This is a genomic window from Streptomyces avermitilis MA-4680 = NBRC 14893 (assembly GCF_000009765.2).
Lineage (GTDB): Bacteria > Actinomycetota > Actinomycetes > Streptomycetales > Streptomycetaceae > Streptomyces > Streptomyces avermitilis.
Map to the genome: position 1 here is coordinate 1,029,131 of NC_003155.5, position 20,642 is coordinate 1,049,772.

The 20,642-nt window shown below is 69.3% G+C and carries 15 protein-coding genes and 1 pseudogene; 10 read left to right on the top strand and 6 right to left on the bottom strand.

Going from position 1 to position 20,642, the window contains the following annotated elements; genetic code table 11:
* Window positions 1-2 precede the first annotated feature (2 nt).
* The 5 genes from SAVERM_RS04785 to SAVERM_RS41235 all read right to left on the bottom strand — a co-directional run bounded on the left by SAVERM_RS04785 (window position 3) and on the right by SAVERM_RS41235 (window position 6,862).
* Complete coding sequence (locus SAVERM_RS04785) at window positions 3-1,973, bottom strand: hypothetical protein (RefSeq protein WP_010982300.1); 1,971 nt, start codon at window positions 1,971-1,973, stop codon at window positions 3-5.
* A gap of 2 nt (window positions 1,974-1,975) precedes the next feature.
* Window positions 1,976-3,259 carry an ATP-grasp domain-containing protein gene (locus SAVERM_RS04790; RefSeq protein ID WP_042492735.1) on the bottom strand — a complete coding sequence of 428 codons (1,284 nt, stop codon included), beginning with the start codon at window positions 3,257-3,259 and terminating at the stop codon, window positions 1,976-1,978.
* A gap of 31 nt (window positions 3,260-3,290) precedes the next feature.
* Window positions 3,291-3,539, bottom strand: coding sequence for a phosphopantetheine-binding protein (locus SAVERM_RS04795; protein WP_010982302.1), 249 nt, complete (start codon window positions 3,537-3,539; stop codon window positions 3,291-3,293).
* On the bottom strand, window positions 3,536-6,286 hold the full coding sequence (locus tag SAVERM_RS04800) for a condensation domain-containing protein (protein ID WP_010982303.1): 2,751 nt from the start codon (window positions 6,284-6,286) through the stop codon (window positions 3,536-3,538). The genes SAVERM_RS04795 and SAVERM_RS04800 overlap by 4 nt, the downstream gene beginning before the upstream one ends.
* A gap of 108 nt (window positions 6,287-6,394) precedes the next feature.
* Window positions 6,395-6,862: a cytochrome P450 gene (locus SAVERM_RS41235; RefSeq protein ID WP_010982304.1), complete on the bottom strand. Its 468-nt coding sequence runs from the start codon at window positions 6,860-6,862 to the stop codon at window positions 6,395-6,397.
* Window positions 6,863-7,597: 735 nt separating this feature from the next.
* Between SAVERM_RS41235 and SAVERM_RS04810 the strand changes: the two genes are divergently transcribed.
* From SAVERM_RS04810 to SAVERM_RS04845, 9 genes and pseudogenes are all read left to right on the top strand, one after another.
* The gene (locus SAVERM_RS04810; RefSeq protein ID WP_048894535.1) at window positions 7,598-9,529 is read left to right on the top strand and encodes an ABC transporter ATP-binding protein; all 1,932 of its coding nucleotides are present in this window, start codon (window positions 7,598-7,600) and stop codon (window positions 9,527-9,529) included.
* The gene (locus SAVERM_RS04815) at window positions 9,529-11,331 is read left to right on the top strand and encodes an ABC transporter ATP-binding protein (protein WP_010982306.1); all 1,803 of its coding nucleotides are present in this window, start codon (window positions 9,529-9,531) and stop codon (window positions 11,329-11,331) included. The genes SAVERM_RS04810 and SAVERM_RS04815 overlap by 1 nt, the downstream gene beginning before the upstream one ends.
* A 203-nt stretch (window positions 11,332-11,534) precedes the next feature.
* Window positions 11,535-13,139, top strand: coding sequence for a condensation domain-containing protein (locus SAVERM_RS04820; RefSeq protein ID WP_010982307.1), 1,605 nt, complete (start codon window positions 11,535-11,537; stop codon window positions 13,137-13,139).
* 4 nt (window positions 13,140-13,143) lie between these two features.
* Entirely contained in the window at window positions 13,144-13,365 is a 222-nt protein-coding gene (locus SAVERM_RS04825) for a hypothetical protein (protein ID WP_010982308.1), read from the top strand.
* A 3-nt stretch (window positions 13,366-13,368) separates the two neighbouring features.
* Window positions 13,369-14,304 carry a phytanoyl-CoA dioxygenase family protein gene (locus tag SAVERM_RS04830; RefSeq protein ID WP_010982309.1) on the top strand — a complete coding sequence of 312 codons (936 nt, stop codon included), beginning with the start codon at window positions 13,369-13,371 and terminating at the stop codon, window positions 14,302-14,304.
* Between the two features lie 123 nt (window positions 14,305-14,427).
* Window positions 14,428-14,583, top strand: coding sequence for a hypothetical protein (locus SAVERM_RS42675; RefSeq protein ID WP_154696719.1), 156 nt, complete (start codon window positions 14,428-14,430; stop codon window positions 14,581-14,583).
* 4 nt (window positions 14,584-14,587) lie between these two features.
* Complete coding sequence (locus SAVERM_RS04835; RefSeq protein WP_010982310.1) at window positions 14,588-15,553, top strand: aldo/keto reductase; 966 nt, start codon at window positions 14,588-14,590, stop codon at window positions 15,551-15,553.
* A 313-nt stretch (window positions 15,554-15,866) separates the two neighbouring features.
* A pseudogene (locus tag SAVERM_RS44465) lies at window positions 15,867-16,100 on the top strand (hypothetical protein); the annotation flags it as partial.
* 398 nt (window positions 16,101-16,498) lie between these two features.
* The gene (locus tag SAVERM_RS04845; protein ID WP_010982312.1) at window positions 16,499-18,286 is read left to right on the top strand and encodes an ABC transporter family substrate-binding protein; all 1,788 of its coding nucleotides are present in this window, start codon (window positions 16,499-16,501) and stop codon (window positions 18,284-18,286) included.
* A gap of 355 nt (window positions 18,287-18,641) precedes the next feature.
* Here the strand turns inward: SAVERM_RS04845 and pip are convergent, their stop codons facing one another.
* Window positions 18,642-19,607: a prolyl aminopeptidase gene (gene pip, locus SAVERM_RS04850; protein ID WP_010982313.1), complete on the bottom strand. Its 966-nt coding sequence runs from the start codon at window positions 19,605-19,607 to the stop codon at window positions 18,642-18,644.
* A gap of 427 nt (window positions 19,608-20,034) precedes the next feature.
* Between pip and SAVERM_RS04855 the strand changes: the two genes are divergently transcribed.
* Window positions 20,035-20,466: a nuclear transport factor 2 family protein gene (locus tag SAVERM_RS04855; protein WP_010982314.1), complete on the top strand. Its 432-nt coding sequence runs from the start codon at window positions 20,035-20,037 to the stop codon at window positions 20,464-20,466.
* Window positions 20,467-20,642: the final 176 nt, after the last annotated feature.

The following is a 20,642-nucleotide window of genomic DNA, read 5'->3' on the forward strand; positions in this document are numbered from 1 at the left end:
GCTCACGCGGCCGGCGCGACCGCTACCGGCCGCGAGGCGTAGTGGACGAGCCCTTCCGCCACGGCTACGAACCTGACGAAGTGCTCGTGGTGCGTGAACGCCTCGGCGCTCAGCGTGGCGTCGACGCGCATCCGTGCAGGAGATCCCGGCCGGATGGCGATCCGCTGCGCGTCCGGGAACGTCATGCCGAAGTTCGCAGCCCCCGACGTATGGATGGCGCCGGCCGCGGTGATCTCCTGCGAGACGCTCGCGGCGGGTGTCATCAGCACGTCGACGGTGACGGTGCCCGGCCGCTTCCAGATACTCGGGCATTCGATGACAACCTCGCCGATGACCGGCTCGAGCGGGGAGTCGGCTGTCGGCCCGCACACGTTGCAGATCAGCGCGCGACGCCCGACCTGCTCGTACACCGGGTGCCGCGCGACAAGTTCCGCCAGCCGGCCCTTGCAGTACGGGCAGGCATCGTCGATCGGGCGCACACTCGTGTCGAGAATGCCCTCCCACATCTCGTTGAGGGCGGAGTGGCTCATCTTGCCGAACTCATGGAAGTCGGCGACCGCGCTCAGTTCGGCGTCGGCGATCAGGCTGCCCAGCCGGCGCAGCGGGCCGACGGCCTTCTCGGCGAGATCCGCGCCGAGGGCCGTCCTCTTCAGCGTCCGGGCCAGTTCCAGGATCTCGGCTTCCATGGCGACGATTCCGTCCGGCGGCATGAATCCGGTCGGCCCGAACTCGCTGAGCGCCCGCACGGTCCGGCCGAGTCGCAGCAGTTGCGGCTTCACGTCGCGGACGCCCTCGTGCGCGTCGACGCTGGGCCCGGCGTCGGTGGTGGGCGGGGGCTCGGATCCACCGCCCGCGGTCACCCAGGGCAGTCCGAGGACCGCGAAGTAGGGCAGCTCACGACCGCTGTCCCGGAGGTGGTCATTGACCGCGGCGCAGGTCCGCCCGGCGTCCGTGCCCGCCGCCACCGCGGTGCCGACCAGGTCGTTGATCGTGAGGTTCGGCAGCATCTGATGAACGGCACCGATGTAGGCCGCTGGAATCCCGTACTGGAACGCGCCCGCCAGTTGGTACTCGGCCGCCACCAGACCGGTGCCGGGGCGCCAGGCCATGCACGAGTTCGCGAACACGATGTCAGCCTGGACGCGGGCCGCCTTGATGACGTCCCGCGCCCGGACGCCGTCCCGGAAGCAGCGGTCCGAGAAGGCACAGCTCGGTGCGGCCGCGCCCTGGGCAGACGGCGCCCGATGTCCGGCATGGTCGCCGCAGATCACGGTGTCGCTGAGGATCAGTGCGTGTTCTCGCCCGGCCGACGCGAAGGACACGAGTCCGGTGTACTGCTCGGACAGCATCGGCTCGAGCACCGCGCGGCTCGCCCGGTCGCCGATGACCCATTCCGGCGCGGCGTCCGCGCCATCCGAGGCCGGGATTCCGCTCGCCGCCGCCTGCTGACGCAGCCAAGGGACCACGGTCAGCCGGCTCCGCTCCGGAGGTTTCCGGAGGTGACAGCTGAGTCCCTTGGCGAGCAGCCAGCTCAGCTCGGGAAGGTCCGGCCCGATCACGAATCCGATCGTGGCGTGCCGGCCATCATGCCGGTATGCGCTGACGACCTCCAGCGACTCGGTGACCATGTCGAGATCGATTTCGTCGTGCAGAGCGACGAAGACCACCTGCGTGGCTTCGAGGCGTGCGTCGAGGATCCGGCCCAGTCCGCCGGTGGACAGCGTCACGAACGAGCCACCGAAGCGATCTGCCAGCGCCCGTCCCACGGCCGTGGCCGCCGAGCCGGCCGGCGCCACCACCAGCGCGCCCGAGACGTCCGGGTCCTTGCGCCGGGCAGGTGCTCCCATCAGGCTCGCGAGGGCGGCAAGCCGGCTGTCGTCGACGCCCAGCATCGGCACGAGCGCCGGATCGCGCAGGTCACGCGTGTACGAATCGGCTGCCGTGTGGACGACGAACGGGCCCGTCTGCTCCATCGCTACTCCATTCCGCCTCGGTTCGGATCGATGGTGAAGCCACCCGGACGCCCCGCTTCGGCCGCGATTCTGCGGACTTCTCGATGATCGGCGGCGACCTGTGCGGGGTCGCTGTGCGCCAGGACCGCCATGCCCAGCCGTTGCGCGTCGAAGAGGTCGGACGTCTCCGGGACATAGTCTCCGTCTTGAACGTTGACCTGGAGGTGGTAGCAGCTGGGCAGGTCCACGATGGCGTCCAGGCGGGAGAGGCCGCTGACGACTCCGGCGGATCGCACGGCGAAGAAGATCGCGAGGGTGGTCAGTTGGAGCGGGTAGCCGTCCGGGATGTTCCGGTCCCCGGCCAAGTACCGCACCATGCGGTCGACGCTGTTGTCACCGGTCGCCAGCTCGCAGGTCCACGGGTGCCCGCCGCCCGAGAGCCGGGCGTTGACCTCGATGAGCAGCGGCCCGTCCTCGGTGACCATCACCTCGGTGTGCGCCGCGCCGAACGTGATCCCGAGCGCGTCGAGGGCCCCTTTGACGTAGCCGATGATCGCGTCGTTGCCCGGTGCGTCCATCGGCAGGATCTCCATGCTCGCGTACAGGGCGATGTGTCGCCGACTGGAGACCTTGTGGTACCGCACGATGTCGTTCACCGTGTGCCTGCCCTCGTAGCTGAAGGTGTCCACGGCGTATTCGACGCCCTTGACGTGCTCCTGTACGAGCACCTCGGAAATGGGCGAACCGTATCGGTTCGCCGAGCCGAGCAACCCTGTGACGACGGCACGCAGGTCATGTCCGCCGGGAACGAACCGGACGCTGTCCGTGCCGGCCGAGTCGACAGGTTTGACCACCAGATCACGGCCGGACAATCGCTCACGGGTGATCCAGGTGAGCGCGTCGCCGACGTCGGACGTACACAGAGACCTGATCGTCGGCAAGTCGGCAGCCGCGACGGCGGCGATCATGTCGCCCTTGTGGTGCCGCGCCGATCCGAGGTCTGGCGCGTTCGCCAGCTTCGGTGTCAGCACCGCGGCGAGCTCGTCGGCCAGTTTGACGCCGGTATGGGTCCCCGGCACGATCGCGACCGGATCGAGAGCCCGCAACCGGCCGACGGGCGGCCCGAGTTCACCGCCGTCGTAGGCGATGTGTTCGTCGAAGTCGGACAGGCGAAGCGTCGCGGAGTTCGGTGCCGAGAGCCCGGACAACGTCACGGCGCACGGCGAGAAGCCGCCCTGCCGGAAGGCCGGCGCGAGCATGTTTCCCGACGAGTACGGCTCGACGATGACCACGGTTCCTCGACGCATGTCCTGTCCGCTCCTCGGAAGCACGGCCCGGTTACCTCTTCTCGTCGATCCGGGCCGACAGGAGCGCGATCGTGCGACATTCCGTGATGTCCTTGAACATGACCCGCTTGCCGAGCGCCGCACGAACCTGGGAGATCACGCGAGTGGCGAGCAGCGAATGCCCGCCGAGGTCGAAGAAGTCGTCCTCGAGACCGACCTGCTGATCCCGGAACAGCTGCTGCCAGATCCCCAGCAGTACCGCTGTGGTGTCGACGGTGGACGTCGGCTCGTCGTCGCTCATCCGGCCACTCCTCTCTCCTGCGTCGCACGTGCCCGATTCCGGCCATGGTGCGCGGTGAGCTCCGCATTGACGACGGACATGATCGTTTCCAATGGCTCCGGGCCGAAGACCTCGTAGTGGTTGCCGTTCACGGACCAGGTCTTCAGGCTGCCGTCGACGAACTTCTGCCACGAGCGCGGATCCATTCCCTGTGCGACGCTGTCCGCCGCCGTGAACATGAGAACGTCCCCGCCGAAGCGGCCGGATCGGTGCTGCAGCAGGGCGCCGCGGTTGTTCGCGAAGACCTGAGCAAGCGCCGGAAGGTACTCGTCGGGGACGGCCGCCGCCGTGCCGGGCGACGCCTGGAGCACCCGGCGCAGCTCCTCCGTTGTCAGCTGCGGGTCGGCCGCCGCGGACTCGACGTTCAGCGTCGGGTCGGTCTGCTCGCCGTCCCAGGGGTAGCTGTCGAGGAGCGCCAGCATGGAGACCTCTTCTCCAGCGGCTTCGAGTATCACGGCCATGGCGTGTGCGACGTTGCCGCCGAATGACCAGCCCAGGAGCTGGTACGGGCCGTTCGGCTGGATGCGGCGCAGCTCGCCGACGAAGTCCGTCGCGATGTCCGTCAGCGTCCGGCCGACAGGTCCGGCCCCGCGGATTCCACGTGATTGCAGGCCGTACATCGGAAATCCGTCCGCCAGCCAGCGGCTCATCGGTGTGTAACACCAACTCAGCCCGAGGGCGGGGGGCATGACGAACACCGGCGTCCGGTCGCCCTCGGGACGGATGCGCAGCACCACGTCCAGGCCGTCGGCGGCCGGACCCGGCGTGCCGGATCCCGCCTCGGCCTGGTCCAGCCACCGATCGATCCCCGCCGGTGTCGGCTGTTCGAACATCACGCGTACCGGCAGTTCCGTGCCGAGCGTCGAGCGAATGCGGCTCACCAGGCGCACCGCCATCAGGGAGTGTCCGCCGAGCCCGAAGAAGTTGTCGTCGACCCCGACCTTCTCTGCCCCGAGGATCTGGGCGAACGCGCCGCAGAGGGCGTCCAGCCGCGGTGTGCGGGGACGTGTGGCGGTGTCCGCGGTCACCGGGACCGTCGTGTCGACAGCGGTCCTTCTCGCCGGCCGGGCGTCGACCGGAAGCGGTACGGCGAACGCACTGAGCGGCGTAGCCGGATTCGCGGTCACTGCGTCGATGATGTGTGTGGCGTAATCGGCGATGCGCTCGACCGTCGAGCGGTCGAAGAGGTCGGGACTGTACCCGAGCCAGCCCGCGATACCGGCACCGGCGCCTTCGTGCGCCTCGGGCAGGGCGAAGTTGAAGGACAGGTCGAATGTCGGGAGGCCGAGGAGGTCCACCTCCTGTCGCTCGGCGACGCAACCGAAAAGGTCGCGACCGGCGCCGATCCCTTCGTCGAGGACGACCATGACCTGGAACAGCGGGTTCCTCGACGCGAGCCGGACCGGGTTCAGCAGGTCGACGATCCGGTCGAACGGCATGTCCTGGTTGGCGTACGCCCCGATTTCGGCCTGGCGGACGCGGGCGAGCACCGTCTCGAAGGTCGGGTCTCCGTCCCAGGTGCACCGCAGCACCTGGGTGTTGACGAAGAAGCCGATGCCGTCCTCGAGCCCTGGACCGGTCCGACCCGACACCAGGCCGCCGATCGGGATGTCGCCGCCGCCCCCGAGTTTGGCGAGCAGGACCGCGACGGCCGCGCGCAGGGTCGTCAGCAGGGTGGCCCGTGCGGCCGCCGCCTGTGCGAGAAGCCGGCGATGCGCATCCGGCGAGACGGTGAACCGCACGCCGTCCGCACGTGCGGTCAACCGCGCCGGACGCTGCCGGTCCACCGGGAGCGGCAGCTCTTCCGGGAGACCGGCGAGGGTCTGTGCCCAGTACCGCGCCTGGCGGGCGATGATGCTCTGACTGTCGGACTCGCGGCCCAGCAGGTCCCGCTTCCAGATGCTGTAGTCCGCGTACTGCACGGCAAGCGGCTGCGGCTGCCATTGCAGTCCGTCGCGCCTCGCGAGGTACGCGGCGGACAGGTCACGCCAGAGCGGGGCCGTCGACCAGCCGTCGCCGGCGATGTGGTGCAGGGAGATCAGCAGGACGTGTTCCTCCGGGCTGATCGCCAGAAGCCAGGCACGCAACGGAGGCTCGGTGGTGAGGTCGAACGGCAGCGCGGCGCGCCGCGACAGCTCCTCGGAGATCTGGCCGCCGGCGACGTCCACCACGCGAAGCCCCGGCCGGGCGGCGGCCGGGTCGAGCACGACCTGGTGGGGCTCGCCTTGATCGCGGGGAAACACCGTACGCAGGATCTCGTGCCTGTCGATCAGCCGATCGAACGCCCAGGCGAGCGCGTCCCGATCCAGCGGTCCGGTCAGCTTCAGCGACAGCAGGATGTTGTGATCCGCGCTGGGTCCACGCAGCTGTTCGTAGAACCAGAACGTCGACTGCCCAGGGGACAGCGGGATCCTCGCCGGGCGGCCGGCCGGCCGGGGGCGCGGGCTCGCCGCGGCCGCCTGGTCGAGCACCCTCGCCAGACCCCTGGGGGTGGGCTTCTCGAAGACGTCGCCGAACGTGATATCCCCCGGGAAGACCGTTCGGATCTGGCCGACCAGTCGGGTGGCCAGCGCGGAAGTGCCGCCCATGTCGAAGAAGTCCGCATCGGCGTCGACGCTGTCCAGCCCGAACAGGCTCGCGAACATCTCACACAGCACCGGTTCGCTGGAGGATCGCAGCGACTGGACCGGAGTATCCGGTACGGACATCGACCACTCTCTGGGCTTCATGAGTCCCCTCACAGCTACGACGGCCACACAGGTGCGAACACCGACACCGGTCGGCGACAGACAGTGCGCTCCGGCTTGCCGGGCGACTCACCAGACATCCGTGACCGTCACCGGCAGGTGCGTGATGCCCGGCATGAAGTTCGAGCGCGGCCGTCGCACCGGACCGGGTATTTCGCAGCGGAGCCCTCGCCGCACGATCTCCTCGGTCAGCAGCGCGATCTCCCTGCGCGCCGCCCCCATGCCGACGCAACGGTGATGCGCGACGCCGAACGCCAGGTGCTGGTCGGGAGTGCGCCCCAGGTCCAGTCGATCGGGTTCGGCAAAGGCGTCCGGATCGCGGTTGGCTGGTGCATTCCACAGGGTCACGGTGTCGCCGGCCCGGATCGTCTCGACATCCGCGTAGCGGGTCAACGCCCCATGACCTGTGCCGTCCGGGCCGGCGTTCCAGTGAAGCGGAGCCTCACGGCGCAACCGCGCCCAGGCGGCGTGCGGGTCGCCGGAGACGAACAGGTCGAGATCATCAAGATCGATGGCCGTGGCCGACATGTTCTTCATCTCCCACGAGGTCGCCGGACGGACACGTGTCGGGCGCCCGATACCGACGCAGACTAGGGCGGCCGAGTTAGCCGTCGGTTATGCGGCGAGGCCGCGCGTGCCGGTACTTCGGCCGGCCGCCGCTCCCCCGGCGTGGGGCGGCGGAATCCGCGGCGCACTGCGTACGCGTACGGCGGTCAGGGACCGGGCGCGTTCCTGCGTGGCAGGCGAACTGCCGTCTACAGGTGCGTAGCTCTGGACTTGCCGGTACCAAGTCGCCGTGGGTGCGCCAAGACGGGCCGTCGCTGGATTCGGTGGGCAAGCTCGCCCTGTATCCGCCGGTCTCCCCCCCACAGCGGGTTCTCGCGTGCGAGGCGCAGGATCAACTCCCGCGTTTCTTCGGATATCGCGGGTCGGCCCGGCTTCTCGCGGGGGTAGGTCCACCGGTCGGCGACCAGCTCGCGATGCCAACGCAACAACGTCGCCGGAGTGCCGAAGAACCTGCTCCAACGCTGTCGGGGTTCCAACGAGCTCCGTGCCAGGAAATAGATCCACGACCACCGCATGGACTCCAACCATCGTCGCCCAGCCTCGCTCCCGTAGGGAAACAACCCAGGTCAACCGGCCGAGCCGGACGAGTCGTCTGTGGGCCGGTCGAGGGGCCGTCGCGCACATAACCGTCCGGAAACCACGAGTGGATAGCGTCGCCCCGCCGCACGTGGAATGCGACGGGGAATGTGCCGAGGGAGAGCTTACGTGCCACTCAGCGAGGTGAGCGGCGGGCAGAAATCCGCCGGGGAGTCCGCCGGGGCCGAGGAAGGCGGCATGCGCCGACGCACGCCGCCGATCGCCGTGCTCACCGGTGAGATGCTGACCATGGACCGCCTCGGCACCCTGGGCCTGTCGGGTCTGGTCGCCCTCGCGGCGGTGCTGCCCGCCTCCCTCGCCGTCACCTCTGGCGCACTTGCGGGGAGGCTCGCCACCTCCCACGGGAAGGACCTGTTCGACGGCGGGGGCGGCGCGGCCGCGCTCGCACTCGGCGCCGTGTTCCTGCTGATGCAGGTGGTGCCTCCGCTTGCCCAGGCGGTCGCCGAGTCCCTCGGCAGGCGACTGCACCGAGGGCTGGCCGAGCGTGTGCTGACCGCGCTGGAACGCCCCGCCGACCTAGGCCGCCTGGAAGAGGCGCGAACCAGGGAAATCGTCTCCGCCGCGGACCGCGGACTGAACGGCACCTGTGTCCGGGACGCCGTGGTGGGAGCTGTCAACGTCGGCATCGCGCGCGGCGGCGCGGCGTCCGGTGTGCTCCTCCTGCTCGCTTACCGCTGGTGGCTCGCCGTGCTGCTGGCAGTGGCCTACGGCTACGCCATGGTCATCGTGTCGCGCATGTACCAGCGGGCCCTGGAGTCCGCCGAAGGCACCCCCGCCCTCATGCGCCGCGCAATGTACCTGAAGAACACCCTGTGCGGCGCCTCGGCGGGCAAGGAGGTGCGGACCTTCGGACTGACCGACTGGCTGCTCGACCGCTACACCACGGAGTGGCGCAAGGCCATCGCCAGGACCCGTGGTGACCGCGCGGGTGCCGCACGGGTCAGCCTGGTGAGCGGCGTGGTGGTCCTGGCCGCGCAGGGACTCGCGTTCGTGCTGCTGGTGGCGGACGCGGTCGACGGGCGGGTGGGCGTCGGCAGGTTCGTCATGTTCGCCGTGGCAGGCGTCGGGCTGCTGGGGCTCGGCATCGTCACCCCCGATCTGCTGAACATCGAAGTCGGCGGCACGGTACTCGCGGCCGTGCGGCAACTGGAGGCGCACACGGCACCACCGGACGCGGCCCCGCCGACGCCCCGTGGACCGGGCACCGGCGGCGGTGACGCCCTGGTCACCCCGTCCCTCACCGCTCCGCCGTCCACCGCCATGCCGCAGCGGTCCATCGTCTTCGAAGACGTCGGATTCCGTTACCCCGGGTCCGGCACCTGGGTACTTCGCCACCTCGACCTCACCGTTCCGGCGGGCACGTCCCTCGCCGTCGTTGGTGTCAACGGCGCGGGGAAGACCACCCTGGCCAAACTGCTGTGCGGTCTGTACACGCCGACCGAGGGCCGTGTCCTCGTCGACGGCACCGACGTGCGGGACCTTCCGCCCGGCACATGGTGGAACTGCTGCGCCGCCCTCTTCCAGGACTGGGTCAGGTGGCGGCTGCCGCTGCGGGACAATGTCGCCCTTGGCGCCCCGCACCGCCCTGCGACCGGACCGGAGCTGGCGGCGGTCGCCCGCGCCGCCGGACTCGACGAGGTGTTACGGGACCTGCCCGACGGCTGGTCCACGGTCCTCAGCCGCGAGTACGGCGGCGTGGACCTCTCCGGCGGGCAGTGGCAGCGTGTCGGACTCGCCCGTGCACTGTGGGCACTGTCCGCGGGCGGCACGACCCTGGTGCTCGACGAGCCCAGCTCCGCTCTCGACGTGCGCGGCGAGACGGAGCTGTACGACCTGCTGCTGGCCGCGGCCGAGGGCAGGACCATCGTGCTCGTCTCCCACCGGTTCTCCACCGTTCGGCACGCCGACACGATCGTCGTCCTCGCCGACGGAGCGGTGGCCGAGAGCGGAAGCCACCAGGAGCTCATGGACAAGGGCGGTCGGTACGCACACATGTTCACGGTGCAGGCGGACCGTTACGTCGAGCGGGGTGAGGACTGATGACGCGTCCCGGCCGACCGCGCTGCGGCCCGCTGCGTGCCGCGCTGGCGCTCTCCCTTGAAGCCGATCGCCGCGCCACCCTGATCACCTTCGTCAGCTTCGGCCTACGGCCCACCGTCCCCGTGGTCATCCTCTACCTGGTGAGAGTCGTCGTCGACGCCATCGTCTCGCACGACCAAACCGCCCTGTGGACCGCTGTCGGTGCCGCCACTCTCGCCACCGGTCTGTCCATGGGCAGTATCACCTACGCCATCGAACTCAACGTCCGCATGATCGAGGCCACCGCCGCGGTGGTCGACCGGCGGCTGATGCGAACGATCGGTGGTCTGCCGGGGGTGGCCCACCTGGACAATCCGGAGGTGCTCGACCGCGTCGAGATGCTGCGGCAGGAACGCGTCCATCTCTCCGAGGGCGGTGACGTGTTCGCCCTCGTCGTCGGCGCCGTGGTGCGCGCACTGGTCACCGGCCTGGTGCTCGCCATGGTGCAGCCCCTCCTGCTGTTCCTGCCGCTGCTGGCCCTGCCTTCCCTGCTCGCCTCCCGCCGCGGCCAGCGCAAGCGGTCCGACGCCGTCGCCCGGTCGGCGACGACCTCCCGGCTGGCCGGCCACCTGTACACCACGGGAACCTCCTTGCCCGCGGGCAAGGAGATCCGGCTCTTCGGTCTGGGACCCGCGCTGCGCGAGCGCTATCGCACCGCCGCCGCGGACGCCGACGCCACCGTCACCCGCGCTGTGTGGGGCGGCCTGGCCCTGAACTGCGCGGGCGGGGCGCTGTTCGCTGTTGGCTATTGCGGCGCCCTGTTCTTCGTACTGCACGACTTCGCCCGCGGCACGACCTCGCTCGGGGATGTCGTCCTCGTCCTCGGGCTCGTCACGTCCATCAGCACCCAGCTCGGCCAAGCCGTCGTCTTCGCCGGCTTCCTCCACCAGGTCCTCTCCGCGTCCCGGCGGCTGCTGTGGCTGGAGCGGTATGCGGCCGACGTGGCTCGGCCGGCCCCTACCGCACCCGCCCCCGGCCCCCGGCTGTCCACGGGGATCCGCTTCGAAGGCGTCCACTTCCAGTACCCGGACACCGGCACCTCCGTCCTGAGGGACATCGACCTGGAGCTCCCCGCCGGGACCGTGGTCGCTGTCGTCGGGGCCAACGGCGCGGGCAAGTCCACGTTGATCAAACTGCTCACCGGACTCTACGAACCCACGCGGGGCCGCATCACCGTCGACGGCGTGGATCTCAGGGAGGCGCCCCTCGAGGCCTGGTACGCGCGCACCAGTGGCTGCTTCCAGGACTTCAGCCGACTGGAGTTCACCGTCCAGCACAGCGTGGGCGCCGGATCGGTTCCGCACGCCGACGAAGCCGCGCGGGTGTGGGAAGCGGTGAAGCGTGCAGCCGCCGCGGACCTCGTCGAGCGCCTCCCGAACGGCCTTGCCACCGAACTCGGCGCCTCCTTCGACGCCGGTACCGAGCTGTCCGGCGGGCAGTGGCAGCGCATCGCTCTCGCCCGCGCCTGCATGCGGCGCGCCCCGTGCCTCCTGGTGCTCGACGAACCGACCGCTGCCATCGACCCCTTGGCCGAGGACGCCCTGCTGAGCGCCTACGTCGACGCCGCTCGGCAGAGTGCGGCAGCAGCGGGCGGCATCACGCTGTTCGCCTCACACCGCCTCTCCACAGCGCGTGGCGCCGATCTCATCGTCGTCGTCGACAGCGGGCGCATCGTCCAACTGGGCCGGCACGGCGACCTGATGGCACAGCGCGACAGCATCTACCGCGACCTCTACGAGAGACAGGCTCGCGCGTACGCGTGACGTCGGCCGCATGCCGGGACGCGGACCAGGACGTGTCCGCGGGGCCATGCCGGTGCCTCATGTCCGGCCCGGGGGCTCACCGGCCCACCCCTCGGCACGGCTCGGCGCACGGCCCATAACTGGAGGCTAACTGGGGGGCGTTACCGTTCCCGGCACCGTCTTCGTTCCGCCCCGCTACCGGATCGATCACCCTGGGAGAGCTCATGGCCGACGGCGTCGCCACAACGGTGGGAGCAGTGTTCTGCGACCTCCTGAACGTGCCCGCCTGCGCAGAGCACGAGTCCTTCTTCCAACTCGGTGGAGACTCGGCGCTCGCCACCAGGGCCCTGGCACTGCTCGGCAAGGAGTACGGCGTCCGTATCCCCTTCGCCGAACTGTACCGGGACGCCTCACCGGCGGCGGTCGCCCGGGTGATACACGAACTGCGCGCAGCGCCCGTCGCACCGCGGCGCTCCCTCGCCGATGTGGCCCGGCGCCGGCGCCGCACCTGGTTCCCGCTGGCACTCAGCCAACGCGCGCTGCACAAGATGAATGCCGCCACCGGGGGCGCGGGGCTCTTCAACAACGTGGGCGTCCTGCGGTTCACCGGCGATATCGACGTCCTGGCGCTGCGGGGCGCTCTGGAGGACACCGTCTCGCGGCAGTCCGCACTGCGGCTGGTGTTCGGTGTTCACGACGGCCGGCCGGCCCAGCGCTTCGCCGACATCGGTCCCGACGTCACCGAGGCCGATCTGCGCGACGGCGGTGAGCCGGCGTTGCGGGCACGGGTGCGCCGCGAGCGGCTCCGCGGCTTCGATCTGACCGGTGCCGGTCCGGCCGCGCGTTTCGTTCTCGCCCGGACCGGCGAGCGCGCGTGGGTACTCGTGTCCGTCTTCCACCACATCGTGTTCGACGGCATGTCCCAGGGGCTGTTCGTCGACGACCTCGCCCACGCGTACGCCTGCCGCCTGGGCGAGGCCAGTGCGCGGCCCCCGCTGGCCATGGACTACGCCGACTTCACCGAATGGCAGCACGCCACCTTGTGCAGTGACCGTCTTGAAGCTCACCTGGACGCCATGCGCGCCTCGCTGCGTCGCTCGCCCACGCCCTCGCTCTCCCCGGCGGGGGCTTCGGGACGGGCTCGCAGCTTCATCAGCAGGGCACGGCCGTTCACCGTTGACGCGCACCTCACCCGCGCCCTGCGCGCGCTGGCGGCACGCTGCGACACCACTCTGTTCGTCGTCCTGCTGAGCGCTGTTCTCGACTTCACGGCACGGCGTACCGGCGACGGCACTCCGGCCGCGGCCATCCAGACCTCGAACCGGGGCCTGGCCGGAACGGAGGGCACCGTGGGCTGTTTCGCCAACTCCGTCCACGTCACCGTCGACCGCCCCGGAGGGACAACGGCCGCGCACCTCGTCAGGCTGACGAAGGAGGCGATGGCCGAGGCTCTTACTCACCAGGAGATGCCGACGGAGGTAAGCCTGAGCATCCTGGCAGAACGTGGCAAACTGCCCAGCGGACCGAACACTCTGCCGCAGGTCGCCTTCGCCCTGCAGCCCCCGCGCGACGAGCGCCGCGACCTGCCGGGAGGGCGGCTCGACGCTGCTTATGTCACCCAGGAGGGCGACGCGGTGGACCCGACTTCGCTGGCCCTGGTGCTCGAACTGTTCACCGAGAACGGACAACTCAACGGGGTGACACACCACCGGCTCGCCGACTGGTCGGGCACGGCGTTCGCCGCGGCGGAACAAGACCTGCTGGCTGCCTTCGCCCGCTGCGGCGGGGCCGGTTCGGACCTCGAACACCTATCGCGACAGAAAGGCTGACCTGGTGCCCACGTCATTTTCCCGCATCCTCAACGAGGACGATCTCACCGAAGTACGCAACCAGTACCTGGAGGCACTGGAGGCGCTGGAGGCGGAGGAGAACGCCGAGCAGAGGGGCGAAGAGCGCGACGAGCAGCCCGCCAGAACCCACGAGGCGGGGGCCGCATCCGTCACTGCCCCCACCGAGCAAGCCGCAGCCGCAGAAGCAGACGCGGAAGAGGAGTGATCAGTGGACTTCGTGACCATCGACGACCCGTCCGTCAAGTCCCGCCTGGAACGCGACGGTGTGGTCCTCATCGACAGCCTCCTCAGCAAGGACGAGGTCGCCGAGACCCGGGCGCAGCTCGAGCGCTATGAGAGGGAGGTGCTCGCGGACGTCCCCCGTGTGCACTACGAATTCCATGAGGACGGCGTACTGCGCAACATGACGGAGATACAGCGCTACGACGAGTGGTTCAACCGCTTCGGCAACCAGGACCGCTTCTTCGATCTGTTCCGTGGGGTCGTCGACTGGGATCCGGCGCTGTTCTACCTGGAGACCTTCCCCAAGCGCCCCGGCTGCAAGCCGCTGCGCATGCACCAGGAGCTGTTCGCGGGGCCCGTCGACCCGCCGCAGTACCTGCACCTGTGGATAGCGCTCGACGACGTCACCAACGACAACTCGGGCATGGTCTTCTACCGGGGCAGCCACCGCTTCGGCCTCGCACCCCACATCTTCCACCCGGACGGTCTACCGGAGGTCCAGCCCGAACTGCTCGAGCGAATCGAGCACATGCGCGTGGAACCCGACATCCCGGCCGGGTCAGCAGCTCTGTTCGACGGCGGCACCATTCACGGCAGCAAGGCGAACATCACCGACCGCAGGCGCCTGTCCCTCGTGGTCGCGGTCCGGGGCAGGGACACCGTCGTCCACGGTGACCTGGACATTTTCGCGAGCATCATCACGCGGTTCTTCCGCGAGGAGATCGGCGTCGCCAAGTGTTCGGCAGAAGACGACTTCTACTCCCTCGGAGGGGACGAGCCTGCCAGGAGCCGGGTTCTCAAACGCATCGTGGACTACTACGGCGTCGAGCTCACTGCCGATCAGCTGGACCAGCGGCGCACCCCCAGGGCGCTGGCCGAGAAACTGATCGAACTGACCGGCTGGCACGAGCTCAACACCTGAGGCCGGGACTCCGTCGCACATCCGTGCGCACCCCGCAGGGGGCACGCGCGGCCGGCGCCTCCCGGGCGCCGGCCGTCCCAGCCGGCCCGGGACCTCCGGGTCGTGAAGCGCCGAGGAGCCAGCTTGCTTGCCGATGACGCACACCCCGAGCGGTCCGCTGACGGTCATCCACTCATCCACGCCATGCAGCCCGTGGCCGGCGACGGACGTCACGCCCACGCGGTAGAGAAGGACATCGGCCACTGGAATCCGCTGCACGCGGACGGCAACGGGGAGTGAGACGATGCGCCACCGTACCCTCGGAGCCGGCGGCCCGGTCGTCAGCGAGGTCGGCCTCGGCACCTGGCGCCCCCTGTCGCGGGACGGGCGGCGCGGCGCCGCCCGCCTCGTGGGTGCCGCCCGCGACCTCGGCATCACGTTGTTCGACACTGCCGGCTCGTACGGTGACGCGGAGGAGGCACTGGGCATCGCCCTGCGGGGTGCGCCGAGAGAGTCCTACGTGCTGTCCACCAAGGTCTACTACGAGCCCGGGGGCACGGTGGCGGGGCTGTCGCGCGCAGCCGTCAGAGCAGGTGTCGAGCGCAGCCTGCGGGCTCTTCGCACCGAACACATCGACCTGCTCAGCGCCCACCGGTTCGACGACCGCACACCCTTGGCGGAGACCCTCACGGCCTTCGGGGAACTCCTCGAGGAAGGCAAGATCGCCCACTACGGATTCAGTGAGTGGACGGCGCAGCAGATCGCCGCGGCCTGTGCGGCGGCAACTGAAGTGGGTGTCCGGCCTCCGGTCGCCAGTCAACCGCAGTACAGCGTCCTGTGGCGGGTCCCGGAGAAGGCCGTTGTGCCGCTGTGCCAGGACCTCGGCATCGGCACGGTGGCCTTCTGGCCTCTCGCACAGGGCCTGTTGACCGGCAAGTACGCGCCCGGCGAACCGCCCCCGGCAGATTCCAGGGCCGCGGACCCCACCGGGAGGCTCGTGATGGACCACTTCATGGCGGAGCCGATCCTGGAGCGGGTGCAACTCTTCGCCAGGCTCGCCCGGCACCAAGGTATGACGCCAGCCCAGCTCGCGGTGTCGTGGGTGCTCAACCGGCCCGGTGTCACTTCAGCACTGGTCGGTGCCTCCACCCCTGAACAGCTTAACCAGACGGCGTCTGCAGCCGGGGTGCTCCTCTCGGAACCCACCATGGAACTCATCGACAAGATCTTCGCCGGATGTGTGTATGACGATGTCGCCGGCACAGGGTAAGGGGTTTTGGGTAGTTCCTTCGCGCCTGATGGTGTGGATCTGCCACAACGAGGTCATGGGTCTGTTGGTGTGCCGGGGCGGATGAACGCGAATTGTGCCCGAATGACTTGTCGGAAGAGCGGTGTTCGCGGTGCCTGTCGCGGTCTGCGGCCTCGGTCTGACCGTGTTCTGCACCGGGACGACCGAATTCGTGATCTCCGGGCTGCTGCCCGACCTGGGGGCGGTCTGACCGGCCTCTGCGCCGGGTCGGCTTCACCCCACTGTGCCCGCTACTCGTCACCTCCGCCGGCGTCGTCCGTCAAGGTGTGACGCCGTCGTCGACCACGTGGACGCCGGCTGCCGGGCGCGCTGCATGATCAGGGACCGGGATGGGAAGTTCCCGCAGTTGTTCGACGAGGTACTCGAGGACGCGGGCATCGAGGTTGTGCTCAGCGGCGTCCGGATACCGAGGATGAACTCGGTCATGAAGCGGTGGGTGCAGACCTGCGGGCGAGAACTGCTGGACCGCACGTTGATCTGGGACCGGCGCCATCTCCTGCGTGCACTGTACTGACCCTCGTCGTTCATCAGCGCCACGTAGCTGCCGTCTTGGTCTTCGAACGGATCGTTCACGTTTCCGCCCCTCGTGGTCCGTGACGCCGATGCCGACGCCGCGTCGCTGATGCCGCGTGCGTAACTGCTCCCGAACCAGCCGCGGGTACGTTCCGACGCATCCGCGAGCTAGGAGGACCTTGTGATTCGGCTGTTCCGCTGCCTCGGCGCCTAGGCCCTGTCGTCCAACTCCCGTCTGCCCCGCGACGTCATGCACGCTCCCCCAAGTTCTCGGCTGCGCTCGAACAGGGGGGACCCCCATGACGCCGCGGGGCCCGCCCTTCGGGCGGACGACGGGAATGTGACGACAGGACCTAGCCCGCACATCGTGTCGACGCGGATCTTGCGGCCCGCATGTTCAGCGCCGGCGGCTGTACCTACCTCGCCGTCAACACGCACACCATCGCCACCGTGACCCGCGGCGACGACCTGGCGGTCGGCTACGCGAGCGCCATGCTGGGCGCCGTGCACGGCCTGGTCGGCGACGAGCTGGGGGCTTACTCCGGTGCTGAACATCAACCGAGTGAAGGGATCACCGTGGAGCTGAACGACTCGAACCGGACGGCCGTCAAGCCGGGCGGCACCTACGTGCATGCGGTCGGAAACACCCCGCCCAACTGGAACCTGCTCTCAGCGGTCGGCAACGTCGTCGAGACGGGCATGGTGCTGCAACTGATCACGCCGAGCCCGTACGTCGCGTTCCCGGACCTGCAGAACCACTGGAACGAGGATCTGTTGGCCAGTGAGCCGGAGCTGGTCGCGACGGACCCGCAGACCATCGTGTACCGGCTGCGACCAGAAGCCTGCTGGAACGACGGGACCCCGGTCGGAGTCGAGGACTTCCGCTACACCTGGCGCGTGTCCAGCGGGCACCACAGCCCCGCGTGCCTGCCGTCGACCCATGCCGGGTACGAGCTGATCGAGTCCGTGGAGGGCGACCACGACGGCCGCACCGTCGTGGTCACGCTCGCGCCGGGCAAGGCGTTTCCCGACTGGGACGCGATGTTCTCGTACCTGTATCCGGCGCACATCGCGGCGCGCGCCGGTGACCTCGGGACAGCCGACGGTCTTGCTGCGGCGTTCGCCTCGTTCGACCAGGTGGTACCTACCTGGTCGGCGGGGCCGTACCAGGTGGAGCACATCGAGCCCGGCGTCGAGGTGGTGCTGGTTGCGAACCCGAACTGGTACGGCCGAGTCGTGCCGAGCCTCGACCGCGTCGTGTTCCGGGTGGTGAGCGACCCGGTGGCGCTCGTCGACGCGGTGCGTCACCGGGTGGTGCACGGCATGTCCACCCCGCATCCGACCAAGGCGCTCGTGGACGCGTTCCGTGACATGCCCGGTGTCCGGTACGAGCTGAGCCAGGGGCTGATCTGGGAGCATCTGGACCTGAACACCCGCAATCCGTTCCTCGCCGACGCGGGCCTGCGTCGGGCGATCCTCACGGCTGTCGACCGGGACGAGATCCTGGCCGAGACCGTCGGCACCTTCCATCCGGACGTCAAACCGTCGAACAGCCACAACTTCTATCTGGGGCAGCCCGCCTACCGCGACGTGATCACCGGCACCGGCCAGGGCAGTGGCGACATCGCGGCGGCCGAGCGGCTGCTGCATGCCGCCGGATACACGATCCGCGACGGCCGCCTGCGGACCCCGGACGGCTCGGCCGTCGCCGTGTTGCGATTCAGGCACGCGCCCGGTGACGTCATGCGCCGGCGCACCGGCGAGCTGGTGCGCGATCAGTTGCGCCACATCGGGCTGGAGGTCCGCATCGAACCGACCGACCGGCCCGGCACGATGGTGGCCGGCGACTACGACATCGTGGCGTTCAATTGGATCGGCAGCCCGTTGCGGGTCGGGCCGGCCCGTGACATGTGGACCACCGGCGGCGGTATGAACTTTGGTCATTTCTCCCACGCCGAGGTGGACCGCCTGATCGGCGAGGCGAACGAGACGCTCGACTTGGTCAAGGCCCACGAACTGCTCAACCGCGCGGACGAGGTCCTCTCCCACGAGGCGTATTCGCTGCCCCTGTGCCAGAAACCGAGCCTGCTCGTCGTGGATGACCGCTTCGCCAACGTGCGAGCGAACCCGACCAACGGGCTGGTCATCTACAACGCCCAGGAGTGGGGCCTGCGCGCGTGACTGCACGGGAGCCGCCCGTCGCTACCGTCGGGAACGTCCCTACGAGGAGGACACGTTGCCGTCGAGGCCGACACTTTCCAGGTCGGCGGCGATGTCCTCCGGGGACGTGGCTACCGCTTCGCTCCAGGTGTTGTATGCGAGGTCGGCGACCGGGCCGCGTGTGCGCAGCGGGCGATCTCGCCGAGCTGGCGGGAGAACGCTGGCCAGGTGGACCGCGGGTACGTGCGCAGTGGAACAGGCAGCGCCCCACCTGGTGACAGTGGTCGTGGACCGCACGGGTGCCGAATGCGGCTGGTACGGGCTCGGCCATACGGTGCTGACGTGGTCCTGGTGATCAATACGGACGCGGAGGCGGTCAGCGCCCGTTCTTGCCGAACCGCTCAGTCGACTCCAGGATCGCGTCCTGCATCGAGGGGCTGCCCGTATGACCGGAGTCGTCGATCACTTTGAGCTCCGCATCCGGCCAAGCTTTTGACAGCTCCCACGCGGTCTTCAGCGGGCTGCCCAGGTCGAGTCGGCCGTGGATCAGCACTGCGGGGATTCCGGCCAGCCGGTGTGCGTCACGCAGCAGTTGTCCATCTTCGAGCCAGGCGTCGTCCGCGAAGTAGTGCGCGCAGATCCGGACGAAGGCCATCAGCGCATCGTCGGGTTTGTCGCTGTACTGGCCCGGCTTGCCGAGTGCCTCGTGGGCGATGACCGCGTCCTCCCAAGCGCACCAGTCCCGCGCAGCCTTGGTTCGGACCGCGTCATCGGGACTGTTCAGCAACCGGTTGTAGGCCGCCACGAGATTGCCGTCCCGGTCCGCCACCGGCAACGCGTCGCGGAACGCCTCCCAGGGGCCGGGCAGCAGGCGTCCGACACCGTGGTAGAGCCAGTCGGTCTCCTCCGGTCTGGTCATGGTGACGCCGACGATGACGATCTCCGAGACCCGATCGGGGTGGCGCTCCGCGTAGGCGAGAATCAGCGTGGAGCCCCAAGAGCCGCCGTAGAGGAGCCAGCGCTCGATGCCCAGGTGCTCGCGCAGCCGCTCCATGTCGGCGATGAGGTGTTCGGTGGTGTTGTGGACGAGGCTGACGGCCGGGTCGGAGGCGTGGGGCAGGCTCTCACCGCAGCCACGCTGGTCGAACAGGACGATCCGGTAGACCTCGGGGTCGAACATCCTGCGGCTGCCGCGGCGTCCTCCGCCGCCAGGGCCGCCGTGCACGCACAGGGCCGCCTTTCCGTCGGGGCTGCCGCTGGTCTCCCAGTAGATCCGATTGCCGTCGCCGACATCGAGGAGGCCGTGCGCGTACGGTTCGACGGGCGGGAACGGCTGGGCCATGACGGTCTCCTCCTGGAGTCACGGAAAGCAACTTTTCGAGGGTAGTCACTGGCTGGACGGCGGCATCGCTGAAGGGGGGCTACGTGTTCTGCCTGCTGTTCATGCTCCTGGGCCGCTGCCTGAAATGCCCCGACGGCACCCAGGCCGATCCGAGCGGCCAGTCACCCTCCGGACGCGTGCTCGGCACTGGGCGTCCCGCCGGAACGGACCGTCAAGACACCGGCCTTCTGGTTTGCCGATTCGCTCGATTCGGCGATGCCACCTGTTGCATCCGGCACTGTCACCGACGCGGGCACTGAGCTGCATCAAGTGGAGCTTGGTGATGCGCTTGCCCTACCTCAGAGGTAATCGCCTCGGCCTGCCTGCATCGGCAGGATTGGCGATCTCTCCGCGTCGGAGGACGCGGACCAGGACGGAGAGGTCAGCCATGTCCAAAGCCGCACCTACGAACACGCGCACCGTGGTTGAGGAGTTGCTGCGCAGAATCGGCGAGGGCGACCCCGAGCGCATCGCCGATCTGTATGCCGAGCAGGGCGATTGGAAGCTTGACTGGCCAGAGGCCGAGCACGGCCGTACTGCCACGCCGTGGATCCGTCACCGGTCCACCCGGGCCGACGTGGCCGCACACTTTCGCGAGCTTGCCGCGCACCACGTGCCGGAGCACGCGGCGACCGAGGTCGAGCGCATCCTCATCGACGGAAACGACGTGGTCGTGCTCGGCGAGATCCGCCAGACCGCCCGGCCCACCGGACGTGCATATCGCGCGCGGTTCGCTCTGCACCTCACCGTCGAAGACGGCCTTGTCACGCGGCACCATGTCTACGAGGACAGCCTCGCCGTCGCCCAGGCGTTCGCGTAGCGGGTGGGCACCACCCCTTCCACCCTGGTCATCGCCGACCTGTTCGGCCTCCTCCCTTCCACCGCGAAGAGGTGAGCGGATGACGCGGGCGACAGCTGAGCCGACTACCTCTCAGCCGGCAACCCACCACCCCTCGTTCCGGGAGCGACTACTGCTCGCGCAGGAGGCTCAGCCGC